The sequence below is a fragment of the Ruegeria halocynthiae genome, from assembly GCF_000743705.1.
GTDB lineage: Bacteria > Pseudomonadota > Alphaproteobacteria > Rhodobacterales > Rhodobacteraceae > Ruegeria > Ruegeria halocynthiae_B.
On sequence record NZ_JQEZ01000004.1, the window covers coordinates 1 to 18807 of the forward strand.

Annotated in this window: 11 protein-coding genes, 1 tRNA gene and 2 pseudogenes; 7 read left to right on the forward strand and 7 right to left on the reverse strand. The window is 55.2% G+C overall.

Features of this window, described 5'->3' with window-relative positions; translation table 11 throughout:
- Positions 1-474 (reverse strand): annotated as a pseudogene (locus tag JT51_RS14990) (transposase); the annotation flags it as partial.
- Positions 475-1129: 655 nt separating this feature from the next.
- Here JT51_RS14990 and JT51_RS14995 point away from each other — a divergent pair.
- Positions 1130-2149 (forward strand): IS110 family transposase, encoded by a 1020-nt coding sequence (locus JT51_RS14995; RefSeq protein ID WP_037314477.1) that lies wholly within the window; start codon positions 1130-1132, stop codon positions 2147-2149.
- Positions 2150-2562: 413 nt separating this feature from the next.
- A complete protein-coding gene (locus JT51_RS15000; protein WP_037314479.1) occupies positions 2563-4287 on the forward strand; it encodes a DUF262 domain-containing protein in 1725 nt (574 codons plus the stop codon).
- Between the two features lie 196 nt (positions 4288-4483).
- Here JT51_RS15000 and JT51_RS15005 read toward each other — a convergent pair whose 3' ends face one another.
- The 5 genes from JT51_RS15005 to JT51_RS15025 are packed head-to-tail and all read right to left on the reverse strand — an operon-like array spanning position 4484 to position 13333.
- Positions 4484-6559 (reverse strand): AIPR family protein, encoded by a 2076-nt coding sequence (locus tag JT51_RS15005; RefSeq protein ID WP_037314481.1) that lies wholly within the window; start codon positions 6557-6559, stop codon positions 4484-4486.
- The gene (locus JT51_RS21285) at positions 6546-7556 is read right to left on the reverse strand and encodes a PD-(D/E)XK motif protein (RefSeq protein ID WP_051927600.1); all 1011 of its coding nucleotides are present in this window, start codon (positions 7554-7556) and stop codon (positions 6546-6548) included. Before JT51_RS21285 ends, JT51_RS15005 begins: the two co-directional genes overlap by 14 nt.
- Positions 7546-10257: a Z1 domain-containing protein gene (locus tag JT51_RS15015; protein ID WP_037314484.1), complete on the reverse strand. Its 2712-nt coding sequence runs from the start codon at positions 10255-10257 to the stop codon at positions 7546-7548. The genes JT51_RS21285 and JT51_RS15015 overlap by 11 nt, the downstream gene beginning before the upstream one ends.
- Positions 10254-11738, reverse strand: coding sequence for an ATP-binding protein (locus tag JT51_RS15020; RefSeq protein WP_037314486.1), 1485 nt, complete (start codon positions 11736-11738; stop codon positions 10254-10256). The genes JT51_RS15015 and JT51_RS15020 overlap by 4 nt, the downstream gene beginning before the upstream one ends.
- Positions 11735-13333, reverse strand: coding sequence for a DNA cytosine methyltransferase (locus tag JT51_RS15025; RefSeq protein WP_081894725.1), 1599 nt, complete (start codon positions 13331-13333; stop codon positions 11735-11737). The genes JT51_RS15020 and JT51_RS15025 overlap by 4 nt, the downstream gene beginning before the upstream one ends.
- A gap of 69 nt (positions 13334-13402) precedes the next feature.
- On the opposite strand from JT51_RS15025, the gene JT51_RS15030 reads away from it, so the two are divergent.
- Both JT51_RS15030 and JT51_RS22440 read left to right on the forward strand, forming a co-directional pair.
- Positions 13403-13846 carry a very short patch repair endonuclease gene (locus JT51_RS15030; protein WP_327285378.1) on the forward strand — a complete coding sequence of 148 codons (444 nt, stop codon included), beginning with the start codon at positions 13403-13405 and terminating at the stop codon, positions 13844-13846.
- 634 nt (positions 13847-14480) lie between these two features.
- A pseudogene (locus JT51_RS22440) lies at positions 14481-14840 on the forward strand (JAB domain-containing protein); the annotation flags it as partial.
- A 494-nt stretch (positions 14841-15334) separates the two neighbouring features.
- On the opposite strand, the gene JT51_RS15040 reads toward JT51_RS22440, so the two are convergent.
- A tRNA-Thr gene (locus JT51_RS15040) sits at positions 15335-15410 on the reverse strand.
- A 219-nt stretch (positions 15411-15629) separates the two neighbouring features.
- Between JT51_RS15040 and JT51_RS15045 the strand changes: the two genes are divergently transcribed.
- Genes JT51_RS15045 through arsJ form a run of 3 tightly spaced genes read left to right on the forward strand, consistent with a single transcriptional unit; the run spans position 15630 to position 18720 of the window.
- Complete coding sequence (locus tag JT51_RS15045; protein ID WP_037314494.1) at positions 15630-16463, forward strand: MarR family transcriptional regulator; 834 nt, start codon at positions 15630-15632, stop codon at positions 16461-16463.
- A complete protein-coding gene (locus tag JT51_RS15050; protein WP_037314497.1) occupies positions 16460-17458 on the forward strand; it encodes an ArsJ-associated glyceraldehyde-3-phosphate dehydrogenase in 999 nt (332 codons plus the stop codon). Before JT51_RS15045 ends, JT51_RS15050 begins: the two co-directional genes overlap by 4 nt.
- Positions 17455-18720, forward strand: coding sequence for an organoarsenical effux MFS transporter ArsJ (arsJ, locus tag JT51_RS15055; protein WP_037314500.1), 1266 nt, complete (start codon positions 17455-17457; stop codon positions 18718-18720). Before JT51_RS15050 ends, arsJ begins: the two co-directional genes overlap by 4 nt.
- The last annotated feature ends 87 nt before the right edge of the window (positions 18721-18807 follow it).

Here is an 18807-nt window from a genome sequence, read left to right on the forward strand (position 1 = left end):
TCGTGCGGGGGATGCCCAGCATGTCCAGGGTCTGCTTGGTGGGCAGATGGGACCCCTCAACGGTGCGGATGATCTCCAGTTTCTCAGAGGCAGGGTATCTCATTCCTCGAACTCCCCAGCCCCTGTCATGCTTTTTTTGAGCAGGCGGTTTTCAAGGGTCAGATCGGCGACGCATTCCTTCAGTGCCGTCGCCTCGGATCGAAGCTCCTTCACTTCAGGCGACGTCGCTTGCCGGGCTGTATCGCCAGACAGACGGCGTTTCCCGGCTTCGAGGAACTCCTTTGACCAGCTGTAATACAGGCTCTCAGAAATGCCCTCGCGCCGACACAGTGCCGAGATGCTTTCCTCACCACGAAGACCCGCCAAAACAATGCGGATCTTCTCCTCCGCCGAATAGGTTTGCCGCGTCTTGCGGCGGATGGTTTTGACCAACTTGGTAGCCGAAGCTTTGCTGGTTCCGGATTTCTTGTTCATCTTCACTCCTTGACGGTTACGATGAACCAGAAATCCTCCGTTGTTCAAATCCTCAAATCTGTCCCACAGGTGCTGACGTCAAACACCGGAGGGATAGACCCGCAACCCAAAGCCGCGCATGTCCCGGTCCCAGACAAGGTATTCCTTGGCGTCGATGGCAAGCCCCTCAACAGCACGCTTGGTCAGTTTGAACATATCCAGAACACTCCTTGCTTCCGGCCTGCTTCCGGAAGCTATACGGAAGCAAATGGCGGCGAATTCTGGAGTAATTCATGAAGTCACGGCGCAACGCGGGTCAACTTAAATTACTGTTTTTGCTTCGTTTTTGTCAGTGTGGCGAAATCTGGAGAAATACAGCGAAATGGCTCTGGCCGTTCTTTTAATCAGTGGGTCGCAGGTTCGAATCCTGCACGGCTCACCACTTTTTCAAAGGGTGTGACGACTCGTGGTGTTTGATCATTTGGGTCATGCTTTTGGTCATTCTGATCACTAAGTTTGGTCAGTGCACTCAGTGCTTGCTTCCACAAGATATCCATTGAAAGCAAAGTTTCCGCAGAGGGTGGGAAGCTGATGGGGTGGATGGCTCCTGCTCCAACCGGCGTCTCGATGCGCCATAGTGCTGGTGTCAAAATCTGCTTATGAGAGGAGCCGCCCCATGCAAGTTACCACAATTGGCGTTGATCTGGCCAAGAACGTTTTCCAAGTTCACGGGATCACAACCCACGAAGAAGTGGTGTTCAACAAGCCGCTGCGTCGGGTGCAGTTTCTGCCGTTCTTTGCGAAGTTGGAGCCCTGCCTGATCGGCATGGAATCCTGCAGTAGCGCGCATCATTGGGCCCGTGAACTCACCGCATTGGGTCACGAGGTTCGGCTAATTCCGCCGATGTATGTGAAGCCCTATGTCAAACGCGGGAAATCAGATGCCATTGATGCGGAGGCAATCTGCGAAGCGGTGACACGTCCAACCATGCGCTTTGTGGCGATCAAAACGGTTGAGCAACAAGCGCTGCTGTCGCTGCATCGGGCGCGCGACCTTTTGGTTCGTCAAAGAACGCAGTTGATCAACGGCTTGCGAGGACTGGTTGCCGGGTTCGGTATCTACATCCCAAGAGGACTGGCCCGGGTGATAGGGTTTGCAGAAGACATCACCCTTGGTGAAGTGTTCGACCTGCCTGACATCGCCAACGAGGTGATCCGCAACCTGTCAGAACAGCTCATGGCTTTGCACCGGAGGGTTCGCTGGTATGAGGAACGCCTGAAGCAGGTCGCCAAGGAAGATGCGCGTGTTCGTTTGTTGCGCACGAGACCCGGTGTCGGCGCGGTAACGGCTTCCGCGATCATCGCCAGCATTGGCGACGGGCATCAGTTCCGAAACGGCAGGGAATTTGCTGCCTGGCTGGGTCTTACCCCCGCAAACAAATCCAGCGGCGGCAAGGAGAAGCTGGGACAGATCACAAAGATGGGCGACCAGTATTTGCGATCACTGCTTGTCGTCGGCATGACATCACTGGTCCGACAAACACGATCCCACCCCGAGCGTGCCAGCAAATGGTTGACGTCATTGCTTGAACGCAAGCCAGCTCGCGTTGCCACCGTGGCCCTGGCGAACAAGACGGCCCGGATCGTCTGGGCCGTCCTCACTCGCAACGAACATTACAACCCGCGCACAGCATAGGAAAAGAAGGAACAAAGAGTTAGCAAGACCTGCGATGTGATGGTGCATAAGTCAGCCGCCAAAACCAGGACACCCCGCCGAATGTCCCGGGTGTTATTGCCCGCTAAGCTGTAAGGGACCTGGTTTGCGGAACCCATCAGGGCCAGCGGTCAAAACCGCGCAAACAGGCCGGACACATGACTGCTTCTGACAAATGCACAAATCAGATCAAAAAGGACTTGCTATGCAGGAGCCATCCACACAGAATCTTCGCTGCATTTATTCTAGGGCGCTCCCGACGTTCCTAAAGCGGACATCCCGACAAACCATGTTCCTATCCTGTTAAGCGGATTACACTATGCCAAGCCCAACTGGAACTAACGAGGCCAATGGTCTATCGCATACGAAAGAGGCTTAAATAGCGAGAATACAGAATGATCGAGAAGATCACTGACAATAGCGATGAAAACACCTTTCACCAACTTACCAGTCAGAGCGCCACTTTGGTCATGCCGCTGTTTCAGCGCCGGTATGTCTGGTCAAAAAGAGAACTTGAAAGGATGTTCGATGAGATTCGTTCGGTAGTCGAACAAGAAACAGCGAGCAGGTTTCTTGGCGCGGTGATTGCGGTTCGAAGAGTGACCAATCCGTCCCAACCTGATCCTTATGAAATTGTCGACGGCCAACAGCGCCTTACGACGCTTTATCTAATCCTACTTGCAGCCGCTCAACTAGCGGCCAAAGAAGGCAAGATCGACTATGCAAAAGGTCTGATAGGAACAAACCTGTACGTGGATTGGGCACAAGAGGTGCCCTATAACACCAAACTAGCACCCTCTATCGAAGATCGCCCTCAATTCAGAGCCATCTTTCAAGAGGTAATTAAAACCGGTGATCTTGAAACAGCATTGTCGCACCGGATCAAGTTACCTCTCGGGGGTCAAGATGCATCCGGTCCTCTGACACGGCAGTTCAAGAACATTAAATCGTTGTTATCAAAAGGCCTTCGGGATGATGGCTTTGAATATGTCGAAAAGCTGGTTGATGCAGCTCGAAATGGACTAACTTTCGTTTTCATTCTGTTGAAGGACCCTGGTTCTGCCACGACGGTATTCGAAGGCCTGAATGACCCAGGCAAGCCCATCTCTGTCGGCGATCTCGTGAAGAACGAAGTCTTTGCAAGAAAGGGATACGATGCGGAAGATGCACAGCATCTCCATGATACCAAATGGACGCCCTTCTTCGAAAAGTTTGGGGACAAGTTTAACGACTACTTCTTCCCCTATGCCGTGGTTCTAAAGTCCAACACCAGCAAAACGGACATGTTCAGAAATTTGCGTGAGGCTTGGGTCGGCCTCGAGTCTGGGCAAGTTATAGAGCACCTAGATGTATACTCAGGTCCATTCTTGGCCCTGACTGGCAATAAGACAGAACTGGCCAAATATCCTATCAAGCTCAGACGGGCGATGGAGAACCTTCACCGGGCAAATAACCCTTCTTCGGCACTGCCTTTTCAGATGCGATTGCTGAATCACTTTGGTGAGAACTCAATTTCATTGGATGAAACGGTTGCAATTCTTGAATTACTTGAAGCTTTCTTCGTTAGAAGGGCACTTTGCGGTGTGGAACCGACGGGACTACTTGGGATGTTCCGAACGATGTGGTCGAACATGGATGGCCACCCAACTGTGGAAAAGGTTGCAAATGTCATCTTGAACCGACAGACGGTAGAATGGCCGAGCGATACAAGACTTGAAGAGCAAATCTGCCAGCGCCCAATGTACTCTTCGTCAATCGCCAGATTTGCGATTTTCGAATACGACCGCTCGTTTGGTGCCGATCAAGGAAATTTCGATGACTTCACAATCGAACATGTACTTCCACAAGCACTGACTCCCGATTGGGAAAACAAGTTCCCAAAAGGCGTGCATGGAAAGGTCAAAGACATTTGGGCCAACCTGATCCCACTGACAGCAGATATGAATGGAAGCATTCTGCAAGATGTTTACGAAAACAAACGATCCATCTTTCAACAAGATTCTATGTTCGCTAGCTCCAGAGATTTTGCAAAAAGATACGACGATTGGACCCCAGAGGCGCTAGAAACTAGAAGCCGTCGGCTTTTTCAGTGGGCTTCAACGCGGTGGCCCAAGCCCTGAGACAGTCCGGATCAGGGGGCTGGGTCAGGAGTGATCCTGCTCATCTGCTGTCGATCGTTGGCTTCATTGGTAAAGTTAGCCTCGGGGTCCGCAACGAGTTTTTTGAAGTCCAAATCCGTTGTGCACACCGAATGACAGAGATTTTAATAATGTGCACAGGTTATCGATAGCCCATTGGCCTCGACAAGGGCAGAGCCTAGGTTCTCTCCTTAGGTGCAAAACCTGAAGCGGCAGCTCGTTTCAGAACAGCAATTGCGCGGATGGCTTGAGCCTCGGAAAGAGGCTTATGACGAATGTGAGTCGCAGCGTCGAGGATTCCCGCTTCGGCCAGGGTGAGACGCATCGAGGTTTTCTGGGCCCATACCTTGAGATCTTCCCAACCCACGGCGCCAACTTCCACCACTTTGGTCTGTGCTTGGATTCCGTCAATCATGAGTTGATCGCGTTTCCCTGCCGCGGAGCGGCTGCGGGTTTCATCGACATCGACGACCAGATCGGTAAGGTCGCTACGCAAATCGACTTTCTGTGCAAGCGCGGCATCCACACATCCTTTTTTCTTAGCCCACTCGGTAGGATTGCTTCCCCCTGTCGGAGGGGCGAGAAGGTGCATGTGCATCACCTCTGCATATTGGTCCAGTACATCGATGAGGACATCGGGGATGTTCTGCATCGACCACAGCTTCTGAAGATCAAGCGAAAGTTTTTCCTGATCGAGATCGTATACGAGCTTCGCGATCGCGTAGCATACCGTGTTGGCCCGGAGACCTCCCGTGTACCACGTCGATGCAGCATCAGACACGATCCGCTCGGTCCTTCGGAAGACAAGCAGCTTCGTTACCGCGTTCCTGAACCACTCCTCTGAAAACGCGGCCTCCTTATTGTCCCACTCCTTTCCGATCTGATGGGCGAAGTGAGCAAAATTCTTCTGCGCTCCGAGACTCACGATCTCCGGACGCCTCCTCCAGGTCATTTCGGCCTTGGCCAGGTCTGTTTTCGTGAAAAGTTGCGACCGGGGATGTTCGAGGTCGAACTTTCGTCTCTGTGCCAGAGTCAGTCTAGACCGTATATCGGCGAACTGCCCGCGGGCACGCTCATAGAACCATCGGCTTTGGGTGAATTGACCTTCTCTTGCCGGCGCGAAAATCCGGCGAGAAATCTCTTCCATTCGCACATGGAACGGATGGTTAGAGAAGAAATCTGCTGCTGCGATCCGATTCTGGCTGTTGGCGAATTTCGAAATGTCCGGCACGATCTTCTCCGCCCTCTCGGCGTCTACGATCGAGAGCTTCATCTGGACGAATGTGTTCGACAGGTCCTTGCCAGCTCTCGACGCGGCGTGAATGGATGCGCTGGTCTGTCCGCCATTAACGATCTGGAGGTTCGTGATCCTGGTCATCGTCGGGACACCATCTCTATCCTCGATTTCGACGGCCTCGGCTGTCGCCGTTATTCCGTTGTTGTACGCAAAGAACATCTCGGGGACTTCTTCGATCGTATTGCGAATTCCCTTGTTTACGTTTCCACGTGCCTGAAGGAAGACGCGCACATTCTGCTCAAGCAGACGGGCCTGCCAACGCTCGTAGATCGATGCTAGGACTGCCCCGGGCATCGCTGCAAGATAGGCAGCGTATGGGGAGTTAGGCATGTGCGCAGGCAACACCGCTAAGGCACCACCGTGCTCTTCGAGGTCGACGACGATTTCTTCTCTCGCGAGCGAAGAACCCTCTATCCTCGCCAATCTGTTGATGTCCCAGACGCTGTAACTGACTGCCCGGTCATGGAAGTCCGTCATTTCGCGCCCATCGACGCGGCTGCTCAGTTTTCGATCGGTCACAAGCAAAAGCCGGACCTTCTGGATCGACTTCCACCTCGCGGAGATCATCTCTGATAGTTCGAAACCAGGAGAGGTTTCTTCGAGCCTGTTTCGCCATCCTTCGTCGAGAGCTGCCTTCAGGAACCGGAGAGGACGCTTGAAGAGGTTGTTCAGCTCGGTGCCTGTCAATGTCGGAGCATCGATATCGTCGGCGTGATCGACGACAAATAGTGTAAGTTCTCCGCCTCGTTTTGGATCGCCACCCCAACCATCCACGCGGATTCCCGATTGTGCTGTTCCCCGGTGGTGGAAGTATTCGAGAAGATCGACCTCTCCGGAGCCAGTGATGGTATCGCTCACCCTCGCAAAAAATGCCTCTTCCATCGAAATCCCGTTGGCCTCTGAAAGAAGACGGACATCTTCCTGCAGTGTAAGTGCGAATTCACTAATCTTTGACATTGTCGTCACTGCCACGATGCAGCATTTCCGTGAGGGTTTGTTGTTCGATGCGGAATTTCTCAAGTTTCTCCAAGGGCAGGTCATATCCGATCTCGACGGGCCCGTCGGGAAAGGAAGTTGGCACGATTCTAGGAAACGTTCCCTGAATTTCGTAGGGCGCCGTCGAACGGTGGCGGATCACTAGATCATACTCGTGTGATGTGTCGTATCCGGCATTATCCAATCCCTGATCAAGCATCGACATCGATTGTGGCGCCAGTTTCGCCAGCTCGCTTCGAACCGTGCCGACAATATCATGCAGGGTGAGCGCGTGCGGATCGTGATCGTCACAAGTCGCAAAGGTAAGTACCAAGAGGACCAAGGCGTGGCCGGGAACATCTTCGAGTTGGTGCTCGGATGAAATCCGAATCCGCGCACGGCTGGCCGCTCCCCGCGACTTGCACTCCACACAGACACCGGACAGCTCGAAGTCCTTTGGTGCTTGCTCGGCGCCCTTCCAGCTCGCGACCGCCGTTCCAATGCCAACCGCCGGAGCCAGAAGGTGTATGAGAGTCCAGAGCTCGCCGATGAGACCCATCTGAGCCTCTCGACTTAGCCTGGGTTTCCGCTTTCCCTTCAGCAGATCATGCCACTTCCAAGTTCGTTCGATGAAGGCGGAGACAGCGGTGCTTTCGTCAGAGGCCCCGGACACGACGTCCACGATGTCCTCGCTGAGCCTAGAGAAGATGTCGGCGTTCTCATCGCTTTCGAGGGTGACGGATATCAGAAGCCTTCCGTCATCGCGTTGCTCGCGATTCTCCACGATGAGACCGGCCATTTCCGGCAACCGGGCCTTGCTCGCCGAGGACTTTTCGTGAACTAGGAGCAGTGTACGGCGTCCCAGATGATCCAGACCGCGAAAGAGCTCGTGAGGTCGGCAGTCCAGTGCGAGCCTTCCGCTGAATGCTTGATCGGACGGCGGCGGGGCGATGCCATGCCATGGGTCTTCATTCTTCACGATCAAGTGCCTCCGCAATCTCCTCGTCGATCTCTCCCATGTTCTGTTGCCACCAGATCGTGTTCACTTGGTAGCTGACGGTCTTTTCCGCCTTTCTCGACGTAGGAAAGCCGATCGTCCAGGCCGTCACGGGCGGACCATCCTCCAGACGACCTGTCTCCCGGTCGATGAGGGCGATCATGTGAATTGCCAGCAATGGCCGTGTCCGTGCTCCTAGAAAGGCGCTGTCCGCAATGTTCTTTGTCCTCTCTGCCGTGGCTTCGTCCTTCACCTTGGCGACACTTTCGTCGTCCATTCCGAATCGTACAACGCCACGCGACGAAAACCTGCGGCTGGTTGCCACAACTCGACCATCTTCCCTCGAAGCCGGTGTTCGGCTCTGAAGGCGCAACGGGAATCCCAGATCATCCCAGCTCTTAGCGTCCTGCTTGTCGCTCCCGACAAAGACGACGTCCCATACATCTAGGTTCTCGTCCTCACGCTCCTCTATGTAGCGGAGCACCGGCCCGTTCTGTGTGCGGATTGCGTCAGGATGGTTCCGGAACCGTTCGATGAACTCCTTCACCAATCTCGACGAAACCGAGGGGAAGACAACGCTTGCACCGGCTTCCCTTCTCTCATGGCTTTCGAGTGCATCGTAAAGTTGCTTGGCGGCGATCCGGTTTGCTTCCGCTGCATCTCCGTGGTCATGGATGACAGTTGTCTCAATCCTGCTACGGGAAAGGCTGACATCGACGATGACCTCCTGGCCGCTACCGGCCTTGTTTCTCGCGGTGACCTCCAGAGCAGTCGGGTGACGCTGTACCCGGAGGCCGAAGTCGCGTGGACTTGCACCCGCTGCTGCCATATACCTCAGGTCCTGTCGCAGCTCTTCGGAGGCCTCCGCGATATGAGCGTACCAACGCCGCGCCTCATTCTTGATCCAGATGCGGCAGAGATCTTCGTATCCGGGGCGGTAGCCGAACCATCGCGCCATCTGCAACAGCGTATCGTAGGCCTTGGAATTCCTCAGGAAGTAGGAAACGGTAAGCCCTTCGAGGGTCAGGCCGCGCGACAGGGAGTAACCGCCGACGGCGATCGCCGTGACCTGATCACGTGTGGCATCCTCGACTTCGGGGTACTCGAGCTTTTCACCGGATTTGCTGTTCACTTCGAAGACTCCGCCGTCGGCCACCTTCGCTGCCACGCCTTCAAGTGCGGGAAGCACTTCTGCCCATGCATGACCGCAATCAAGGAATTCCTCTTCGAATATCTGCCTGAAAGCTGCAATTTCTTCGTTCGCTTCGGCTTGGTCCACCGGAAGGTTGCAGTGAAGTTTCAGTGACGGGTAGATCTGCTCGTTGATCCGGAACCGGATCAGGTTCGTGACGTCTGTCTGCACGGAAGTGAGGTGCGAGACGTTGACCAGCATCGAATGGTGCTTGTCCGCCTGACCGCGCAGGCATCGGATGGCCCCAGTCAGGATGAATGCGCGGATTGCGATCATCAGGCTTTCCGGAAGACCGCGGACCTGCTGTCCCTTGGGCATCTTTAACGGCAGATGAGGGTTGTTGTCCTTGATATCGCGAGTAGGCATTCCGCTCTCGTCATCCGGATCGCTCAGGAAGACTTTTTCCGCGCCGTAGTAGTTGCCGGGCCGGTCTAGTGCGATGAGAAAGTGCTCAGGGAAAAGGTCACGGCCCTCCTTTTCGTCGTGTCGGTCGGGATCGATGAAAATGTTGGCAAAGGGTGTCGCCGTGAAAGCAACATATGAGCTCTTGCCAAAAAGATTTAGAAGGGTGCGGATTTGTCCGTTGATACGGGAAACTGCATCGTGTCCCTTGGCCACGTTGATGGATGCGTTGTCGGCCTCGTCGTCGATCAGCATCATTGGGAGGTCAATGGTCCCGCCCGCCCGAGAGACGTTGACGGCCTTCAGCCAGGTGATGAAGTTCTTCAGGACGCTCGCGTTCTTCTTGATAACGAAGACGATTGGTTCGGATTGGAGGTTAGCCAGCGGGATGCGCTGATCGGCCTGGGTTTTGCGGAAATCGGCCTTCCGGGTCGTAAGTGCACTCGGTTCACGGGATGGGTCGAGTTTGCCGACCCCTACGCGGCCGGCGTTCTCGGAGTCTTCTAGTCGCGAAAGGTCGCTATTTCTACCTATCAGGCCTTCGTCGATGCGTTTCTGTGTCTGGCTTCGCAGGTTCTCATGGATACCCGCGATAATAATGATGACGCGGTAGCCGACATCTGCGGCTTTGCTCACCAAAGCGGTATAGTTGCCCGTCTTGCCGGCCTGAACATCGCCCATCACCATTCCGCGCCGATCGAATGGTTGATCGGAAAGGGGGTCACCGCAGAGCTCGATCACCCGATTGGTCTTCTGGTTCATGGCTTCCAGTACAGGGCCCGGGAAGCCTCCACGCTTCAACAGGCTGCGGTACCGATCCCAGTAGAACCATTCGGTTTCTCGCCGCCGGGTCGCGTCGAACCATTCGACAAAACCCGGTGCCACGAGCGTCGCACCGGATTCGATCAGGACATCGTGCCTGGTTCGCATCTCATCAAAAAGTTCATGCAGATCAGTCTGGGTTACCTCGTCCTTCAGGAGAGGGGTGTATTGTTTAATCTCGGCTCTCAGCTCTTCCTCGGAACGAGCCTGCTTGACCATGAAATCGGTGATCAAGGTTCGAATCTGTTCGAGTCCCAAGACTTTCATTTCGATTGGGCCTCTTCGATCAATCTGGACACGATTTCCGTGTCTTTTGAAAATGGTGGAATGCTTTTCATGACGGCTTCAATTTCCCGATATTCGTTTCCAAAACTTCTCAATTGATCAATCAATTCTCGCCCGGCATCCATTAGTTCATGCTCCCCTAGAGAGTTTTGCTCCATCGAGGAGAAATTGTCTGCCATGTCGTGATATAATGCTTCCAGCGGGAGGCTTGCACTGATCATTCGCATGACGCTTCCGAATTTCCTGAGCTGGTCGTCACAGAGGGAAATCGAAAAATTGGCAACGGAGGGGTGTTCCTCGTTCAGGTCATAGACAATGCGTTCGCCGATCTTCGTTCGTTGCCAGAGTGGCAAGGGGTTTTCGTCTGTCAGTTTCGCGCCTCGCTTCCTGTAGACGCGTTTCGATCGACCGCCGAGTCCTTCGATGAGGCGTCGGAGGTGTTCCCTGAGTGCAGGTGGGGGCGAGGCCGAAGCCTTGAGTACATCGATTTGCCAATCGGCATCGCTTTCGTTGCCGATGTCGATCCGGACGCGGGCAAGCTGAGTGAGGCGGTGTTGCGGGGCGAGGCGAAACCACGTCGCGCACCTGATCAACCTGCGATTTCTGTAGAGGTAGAATCCTTGAGATCGCATGTGGCCTTCGGCTAAGCCCATCTTGCTCCACTCTCGATCTGTCTTCACCTTGTTCCTGTGCGGCAGAATGAAAGCTTGTATAGTCACCATGCCGCTTCCGAAGACACGTCTGTCTTCCGGTTGGCGAATTGTTGCATCATGCCATTCGGCGAAGGGATCCACGGGAATAAGCTGTCTCCCGTTGATATCCAGCTCCACCGGCTTTTGCCCGGGCTCGGCCTTCATGAACCTGTGAAAAACGAGCTCCATGTGTCGCGTGGCTTCATCCATGAGCCTGATGAAGTTCTTGTTGTCCTTTTCTAGCCCAACCCGGTCGAGCTTCTCCCACAGGACAAGTGTCCCATCTCCGTCAAGCGTTTCCGCGAACCGGATTCCCTCAGTCATCGATGTGGTTTCGACGATCCAGGCATTCCGCTCGACAACCAGATCAAGGTCCCAGGTGGCTGCGAATGAAGAACTTCCCTTGCGACTTAGGACGGTGAGACGCCTGCAGTGGGAAAAGGACGCAGTCTTCAAGCCGAGGCCGAAGCGCCCGAGGTCCGACTTGTCACGCGTCTCCTTAGGAGAGCGTGACCCGGGCCGCATGGCCTCGAGAACCTCATCCCTCGTCATGCCGGTTCCATTGTCCAAGATTGCGATTGCGGCCCTTTCGGGATCGGTATCCACCTTGATTGAGATCGTCGATGCCTTGGCGGTCAGCGAATTGTCGACAATGTCTGCAAGGGCACTTGATAAGGTGTATCCGATATCGCGCAGGCTTTCTATCAAGGCGGCCGCATTTGGTTCGACCTCGTGTTCTTCAACTGACGGGTCCCGTCTCCTGTCACTCATGCCGGAATGGCTTCCTTGCCGCAATGGGTTGGCAACAGGCTATCTATGAAGGTCAGCTGCCGTAGTGCATCATGCAGGACCGACGCGATCTGATAGGCCAGATACGGTGGAACGGCATTGCCGACCTGAACGTATTGTTGCGATCGATTTCCCTTGAAATGGTAGTTGTCGGGAAAGGTCTGCAGTCTCGCCGCTTCCCGGACAGTCATGCTCCTACACTGTGCAGCGTCGGGATGAATGAAGTAGTGCCCATCCTTGGCCAGATGGCAGGTTACGGTTGTCGAGGGTAGGTCCCATGGTTGAACGCGAAACCGGTCGCTGAACTTGCCCGAATTCCAGTTTGCATGATCGGGTGCCAAATCCTCGGGAAAATCGTGAGCCATGGGCGAGCTACCCGTGGCCGCTGCCCAACAGGCCGCAAATAGATAGCGACGAAGGTCGGAAGGCATGTGTCCTCTCGTTTCGTGTGCCGAAAGATGCTCTAGTCTTGGGTCCTGAATCCAATTGCGTAGGTCTTCGGGACAGCTGCTGGGTAGCATTGTTCCTCCCAGCGCACCGGTTCGGACCTTGCCATATTCGATCGTTTGCTCCGAGATATTGCGTAGCGCAGCGGAGAAACGCTTCCGCTGCTCCCCATCGAGTGAAGCGCTCATCTCTTCGATCTGCATTGCGGCGAGCCGCACAGTTCTCCGCCAGACTTCCGGATCGTCCTTGCGACCCTCTCGAGCGCTGATCCCGCTCCTAAGCTTTGGCATTTCTGAAAGGACGTCACGCACCGTGGCCGCTTGTACGTCCTCGAGCAACTTAGGAATCTTGAACTCGACGGCATCATTCAGCAGGTCTCGTCGAATACCCACGATGATCACCCTGTGCCTCGCCTGCGGGACACCCTGTTCTTCCGCCAACACGACAAAATCCGCGGGGCTTACATTGTGATCGTCCTGGACCTTCGCGGAAAGGGGAAAGAGCTGATACTCTGGTGACCCACCCCTGTTTTCCAGATCTGCGGTTACGAGATCGAATACCATGCGATTTTCGATGCTCGAGGAGAGCATTCCTTTGACATTCTCCATCACGAAAGCAGCCGGCCGAAGTTTCCTGAGGACTGATATGTACTCCTCATAAAGCAGGTGGCGGTTTTCCTCATGGGCCACGTATCCAAGGTCGCTTGGTTTTCGACCCCGACCGGCAAGGGAATAGGCCTGACATGGCGGGCCGCCGATCAGGATCACCCGGTCGCCTCTTTTCTTTCGGATTTCTCCTATCCGTTCGTCGACCCGATTGTTGGCTTCAATATCACCGAGTGTGAGATTTAGTGTCTCGGTTTCAGCGGATGCCCATTGGTCGGGATACAAATCGGGCCAGACTGGTTCTGGAGCCGCGCCGTTCAGGAAATCGAGATACTCCTGAGGCAATTCATCACCAAACTTCCGCAGAAAGGAGCGCAATCGAAGTGTCGAATGTGCAACGGCATCTTTCTCTACAGAGATATCAATCTCGAATACGGGTTTGTTTTCCAGCTGCAGGCTACAAAAACCCTCCCCAAGGCCCCCGGGCCCAGAAAAGAGATCAACGATTCCAAATACGTCATTCATGAAATACATCTATAATCATGTGCATCGAAAGGTGAAGCTCACCTAGGGAGAAATCACATCGCAGACATCGTGTCCCCTGAAGTGAGGTCCCGGATGATGTCGGCAAACCGGCGTCGTGACACCAAGCCCGAGATGATCGTGCGTCGCGATCTGCATCGACATGGGTTCAGGTTCCGGCTTGATGTCCGAAAGTTGCCAGGCAGTCCTGACGTGGTCCTCGCTCGGTTTAGAGCCGCGGTTTTTGTGCATGGATGCTACTGGCATCGACATCCCGGGTGCAGATTCGCGACAACGCCCAAAACCAGGACTACATTCTGGGAAGAAAAGTTCGCGAAAAATATCGAGCGGGACCGTGCTGCGGTAGTTTCCCTAAAGGAATTGGGCTGGCGCGTTGCTATCGTTTGGGAGTGCGCACTTGGCGAAGGTGCGAAAGAAGCCAACCTGCTCGCTTTGCGTGAGTGGATTCGCGGATCCTCGCTTTCCGTTGTCATAGGTACTGAGAACGACAATTGAATTCGGCACCTTGGGCTTGGTACGACATACTAAAAAAATTTGAATTGTGCGCCTGGTCTTTAGTCGGTTGCGGGCAGCGGCGTTGGATCCATTTTCAAGACTACTCTACGCACTGGCAATGGCGATGAGATCAGAATCGCAAAACTTCAGACATTACTTCTAAGTTAAGGTAACACAGCTCTACCTAGCCTTCATTGGCGCAGCTGCAGCGATAGAGTGCTTTTGTCCCACGGGCCAGTCTTCCAGTGGAGCTTATAGCATGCGCCCTTAGCGAATATACGGACAGACGGGCCGCATCGCAGCATCATGACAAGTTGGTTTTTGGGCGGCGCTTGCTCCGGCTCAGCGTCCCCACTATTGGGGGCACCGTGAGCGCCTCAGAACGCGGTTCCTAAAGGGCGGCCATGAGCCAATGCCCGAATATGAGCTACTGGAATTGTTGCTATTCAATGCCATCCAACGCATCGATGTTAAACCGCTGGCAAAACGCCTACTGGCAGAATTTGGCGATTTGAATGGGGTCATTGCCGCGTCAAAGCATAGGGTTCTGCAGGTCGAGGGCGCGAACGACTGGGTTTATTACCACCTGCGCGTTGTTGAAGCATTCGGCCGCCGAATGGCGCAAGCTAAGGTCATGCAACGGGATGTGGTATCGTCTTGGGAGGCACTGGTAACTTACTGCCGGACTGCAATGGCGCATCGTGAAGTGGAACAGTTCCGCGTCATGTTTCTGGACCGCAAGAACGTGCTGATAGCCGACGAAGAACAAGCACGTGGCACGGTGGATCATGTGCTAGTTTATGCGCCCGCGCGCGCAAACATCGGCGAAGACTTCGCGCTGCGTGGCTTCGCAATGTGCGGTGATTGTGGGAAGCCTCTGCGGTCGTCTTGGCCCAAAGGTAAGTACAAGCGCTATGCCTATTATCTCTGCCAGACGAAGGGCTGTGACAGCTACGGCAAATCCATCCCGCGTGACAAGTTAGAAGGTGCATTTGGCGAGGTCGTAAAAACACTGGAGCCCAGCCCCAAGCTGTTCCAGATGGCAACGGTCATGTTCAAGGACGCATGGGCGGCACGTCTGGGTCAGGCGAAAGATGCCACACAATCCGTCAGACGCCAGATTGCTGATACGGAAAAGCAAATCGAAAATCTGTTGGATCGCATCATGAGCGCCAGCAGTGACTCGGTGATCGGAGCCTACGAAAACAAGATTGCTCGGCTAGAAAGAGACAAGCATCGCTTGACAGAAAACCTGATAAATCAGATGCCACCGAGGGGTAGGTTTGAGGACATGCTAGAACTCTCCCTGCAATTCCTGTCAAGCTCTTGGAAACTATGGGAAAGCGGTGATTTTATCCTGCGCAGAACACTGCTCAGATTGGCTTTTACAAGCGGGTTTTCATACCATCGAAATGAGGGTGCTAGAACTCCTGAAATATCATTACCATTCAAGGCTTTAGGTGTGTTTTCAGGGGGTGGAAATTTAAGTGGTGCCTCAAGAGGGACTCGAACCCCCGACCTTGTCCTTACGAAGGACCTGCTCTACCAGCTGAGCTATTGAGGCAAGCGATGGCTCGTTTAAACGGTCTGGGTTGTTCAGGCAAGCCTCGAATTGCGTGATTTCCGCCTGTTGTTCCACAGCGATTTAGGGTGACGCCCTGCGGCAACCAGGACTGATTTTGGGTTGGCAGCCCAAGCCGTTTATCAACCCCGATTGTGAATTTTTTGTAACAGCGGGTGTGGTGGATTGACGTGCAATCTTTATTTCTGTATTTCATGAAATATGATAGAAGAGATCACCGACCAACTGGCCATCCTTGGCCATCCGCAGCGCATTTCCGTGTTTCGCATGTTAATGCGACGTTTTCCTGACACTGTCCCCGCAGGAGAACTGGCGGTAGAACTGGGTATCAAAGCCAGCACACTGTCGAATTACCTGAATGCGCTGCAACGGTCGGGGCTTGTGACGCAGGAACGGTCAGGAACCTCTCTGCTCTATTCGATCGATATGAAGAACGTGCAGCAAATGCTGGATTTTCTGGTCCTGGATTGCTGCCGTGGTCGCCCTGATATCTGCATGCCCTTTGCGCAAGGAATTGACGCCATGACGGACCGCAAGTTCAATGTATTGTTTTTGTGCGTGGGCAATTCCGCGCGCTCGATCTTTGCTGAATCGCTGCTGCGCGCGTTGGGCAGAGACCGGTTCAACGTGTATTCCGCCGGAACCCAACCCACGTCCGAACTCAACCCCTTTGCGGTGCGGGTGCTTAAGGACAAGGGGCATGACACCTCGGTCCTGCGGTCCAAGCATATGTCCGAGTTCGCCGCGCCGGGCGCGCCCGAAATGGATTTTGTCTTTACCGTCTGCAATCAGGCCGCGAACGAAGACTGCCCCGCCTGGGAAGGTCAGCCGATCAGCGGTCATTGGGGCATGGTCGATCCGGTCAAAGCCACAGGCACGGATGCCGAGAAAAGCCTGGCGTTCCAGAACGCTTATGGCGCGCTCAAACGCCGGATCGAAGCCTTCACATCTTTGCCGGTCGAAAGCCTCGACCGGATCGCCTTGCAATCTGCTGTCGATGACATCGGCAGAACGCCCAACGAGGACGCGAAATGACGACATATGCTGTAAACGGCCTGGGCCGGATGGGAAAACTGGCCCTGAAACCCCTGCTGGAAAAAGGCGCGCAAATCGCCTGGATCAACGATGCGGTCGGCGACCCCGAAATGCATGCGCATCTGCTGGAATTCGACACGGTGCATGGGCGTTGGGACGCTGCGTTCGACCATGACGCCGACAGCGTCACCATCAACGGCACGCGCCTGCCCTTCATCGGCACCAAGGACCTGAGCGCCCTGCCCCTGGACGGTGTCGACGTGGTGATCGACTGCACCGGTGTTTTCAAGACCGAAGCCAAGCTGGCCCCGTATTTCGAAGCCGGTGTCAAAAAGGTTGTGGTCTCGGCCCCGGTCAAGGACGGGCCCACGGCCAACATCGTGATGGGCGTGAACCAAGACACCTATGATCCGGCGGCACATCATATCGTCACGGCGGCGTCCTGCACCACCAACTGCCTGGCCCCCGTGGTCAAGGTGATCCACGAAAACCTCGGGATTCGTCACGGGTCGATGACCACGATCCATGATGTGACCAACACGCAAACCATCGTCGATCGCCCCGCCAAGGACCTGCGGCGCGCGCGTTCCGCGCTGAATTCGCTGATCCCGACCACCACCGGATCGGCCACCGCCATCACGCTGATTTACCCGGAACTCAAAGGCCGGCTGAACGGCCATGCGGTGCGGGTGCCGCTGCTGAACGCCTCGCTGACCGATTGCGTGTTCGAGGTAGAGCGCGAAACCACCGTCGAAGAGGTCAACGCATGTTTCAAGGCCGCCGCCGAAGGCGCGCTGAAGGGCATCCTGGGCTATGAAACCCGCCCCCTGGTGTCGACCGATTACACCAATGATCAACGGTCCTCGATCATTGATGCGCCCTCGACCATGGTGGTGAACGGGACGCAGGTAAAGATTTACGCCTGGTACGACAATGAGATGGGCTATGCGCATCGTCTGGTCGACGTTGCCCTGATGGTCGGAGACGCGCTGTGACACAGAAGCCCGAAGGCCAGTCCGCCTATATCGCGGTTACAGCGGCCTATTGGGCGTTCATGCTGACCGACGGGGCGCTGCGGATGCTGGTGCTGCTGCACTTTCATACCATGGGCTTTTCCCCGGTTCAGTTGGCCTATCTGTTTGTCCTCTACGAAATCGCCGGGATCGGCACCAATCTGGCCGCCGGCTGGATCGCCGCGCGGTTCGGGTTGACTTCGACACTATATGCCGGGCTCGCGTTACAAGTTGCCGCCCTGCTGGCATTGACACAATTAGACCCTAACTGGGCGATTCTAACCAAAGTTGTCTTTGTCATGATCGTTCAGGGCGCCAGCGGCGTGGCTAAGGATCTGGCCAAGATGTCCTCGAAATCGGCAGTGAAACTGCTGGCCCCCACAACGGGCGGAGGGCTGTTTCGATGGGTCGCCATCCTGACCGGATCCAAGAACGCGGTCAAAGGACTGGGCTTTTTGCTGGGCGCGGGCCTGCTGGCGACGCTGGGTTTTGTCTGGGCGGCCTTGGTCATGGCAAACGTGCTGGCTGTGATCCTGTTTGCCGTGGCGCTGTTCATGCCGCCCGGTCTGCCCCGTGGCCGCAAGGGTGCGAAGTTTTCCGAGGTCTTCTCGAAATCCGCCAATGTGAACTGGCTGTCGGCAGCACGGGTGTTTCTGTTCGGCGCGCGGGACGTGTGGTTTGTGGTCGGCATCCCGATTTACTTTTACGCCGTGCTGTCAGATGGCACCGAAGACGGCAACCGCGCCGCGTTTTTCATGATCGGCACCTTCATGGCAGTCTGGGTCATCCTCTATGGCGCGGTTCAGGCCAGCGCGCCGCGAATCCTGCGGGCAGCCGACCGCACCGAAGCTGACCTGATCGGCGACGCACGCCGCTGGGCGGCGGCCCTGTTCTGCATTCCGGCTGCGCTGACAGTGGCAGTGTTGCTGTCATCCGGCCCCGAAACATGGCTGACGGTCACGCTGGTTTTGGGCCTGCTGGTGTTCGGGGCGATCTTTGCGGTCAATTCGTCACTGCATTCCTACCTGATCCTGACCTTCACCAAGTCTGAAAGGGTGACGATGGATGTGGGGTTCTACTATATGGCCAACGCGACGGGCCGTTTGCTGGGCACCGTGCTGTCCGGCCTGACCTATCAGGTCGGAGGACTGCCGCTGGTTCTGGGCACCGCCGCAATCATGGTGGCCCTTGCCGCGCTGATTTCAGGCAAGCTGTCGGATCAAACGAATATGGCTTATTCCTAAGCGTCTGCGGCGCTCTGCTGACAGTCGGGATGTCGCCCGCGACCTTGACCAACCACCGCGGCCCCGTTCTTGGAACAGCACCTGCGT

Bases quoted from the DNA above. Each gene is read 5' to 3' on its own strand.
- JT51_RS14995 (WP_037314477.1), top strand. From the start codon at position 1,130: ATGCAAGTTACCACAATTGGCGTTGATCTGGCCAAGAACGTTTTCCAA.
- JT51_RS15000 (WP_037314479.1), top strand. From the start codon at position 2,563: ATGATCGAGAAGATCACTGACAATAGCGATGAAAACACCTTTCACCAA.
- JT51_RS15005 (WP_037314481.1), bottom strand. From the start codon at position 6,559: ATGTCAAAGATTAGTGAATTCGCACTTACACTGCAGGAAGATGTCCGT.
- JT51_RS15015 (WP_037314484.1), bottom strand. From the start codon at position 10,257: ATGAAAGTCTTGGGACTCGAACAGATTCGAACCTTGATCACCGATTTC.
- JT51_RS15020 (WP_037314486.1), bottom strand. From the start codon at position 11,738: ATGAGTGACAGGAGACGGGACCCGTCAGTTGAAGAACACGAGGTCGAA.
- JT51_RS15025 (WP_081894725.1), bottom strand. From the start codon at position 13,333: ATGAATGACGTATTTGGAATCGTTGATCTCTTTTCTGGGCCCGGGGGC.
- JT51_RS15045 (WP_037314494.1), top strand. From the start codon at position 15,630: ATGATAGAAGAGATCACCGACCAACTGGCCATCCTTGGCCATCCGCAG.
- JT51_RS15050 (WP_037314497.1), top strand. From the start codon at position 16,460: ATGACGACATATGCTGTAAACGGCCTGGGCCGGATGGGAAAACTGGCC.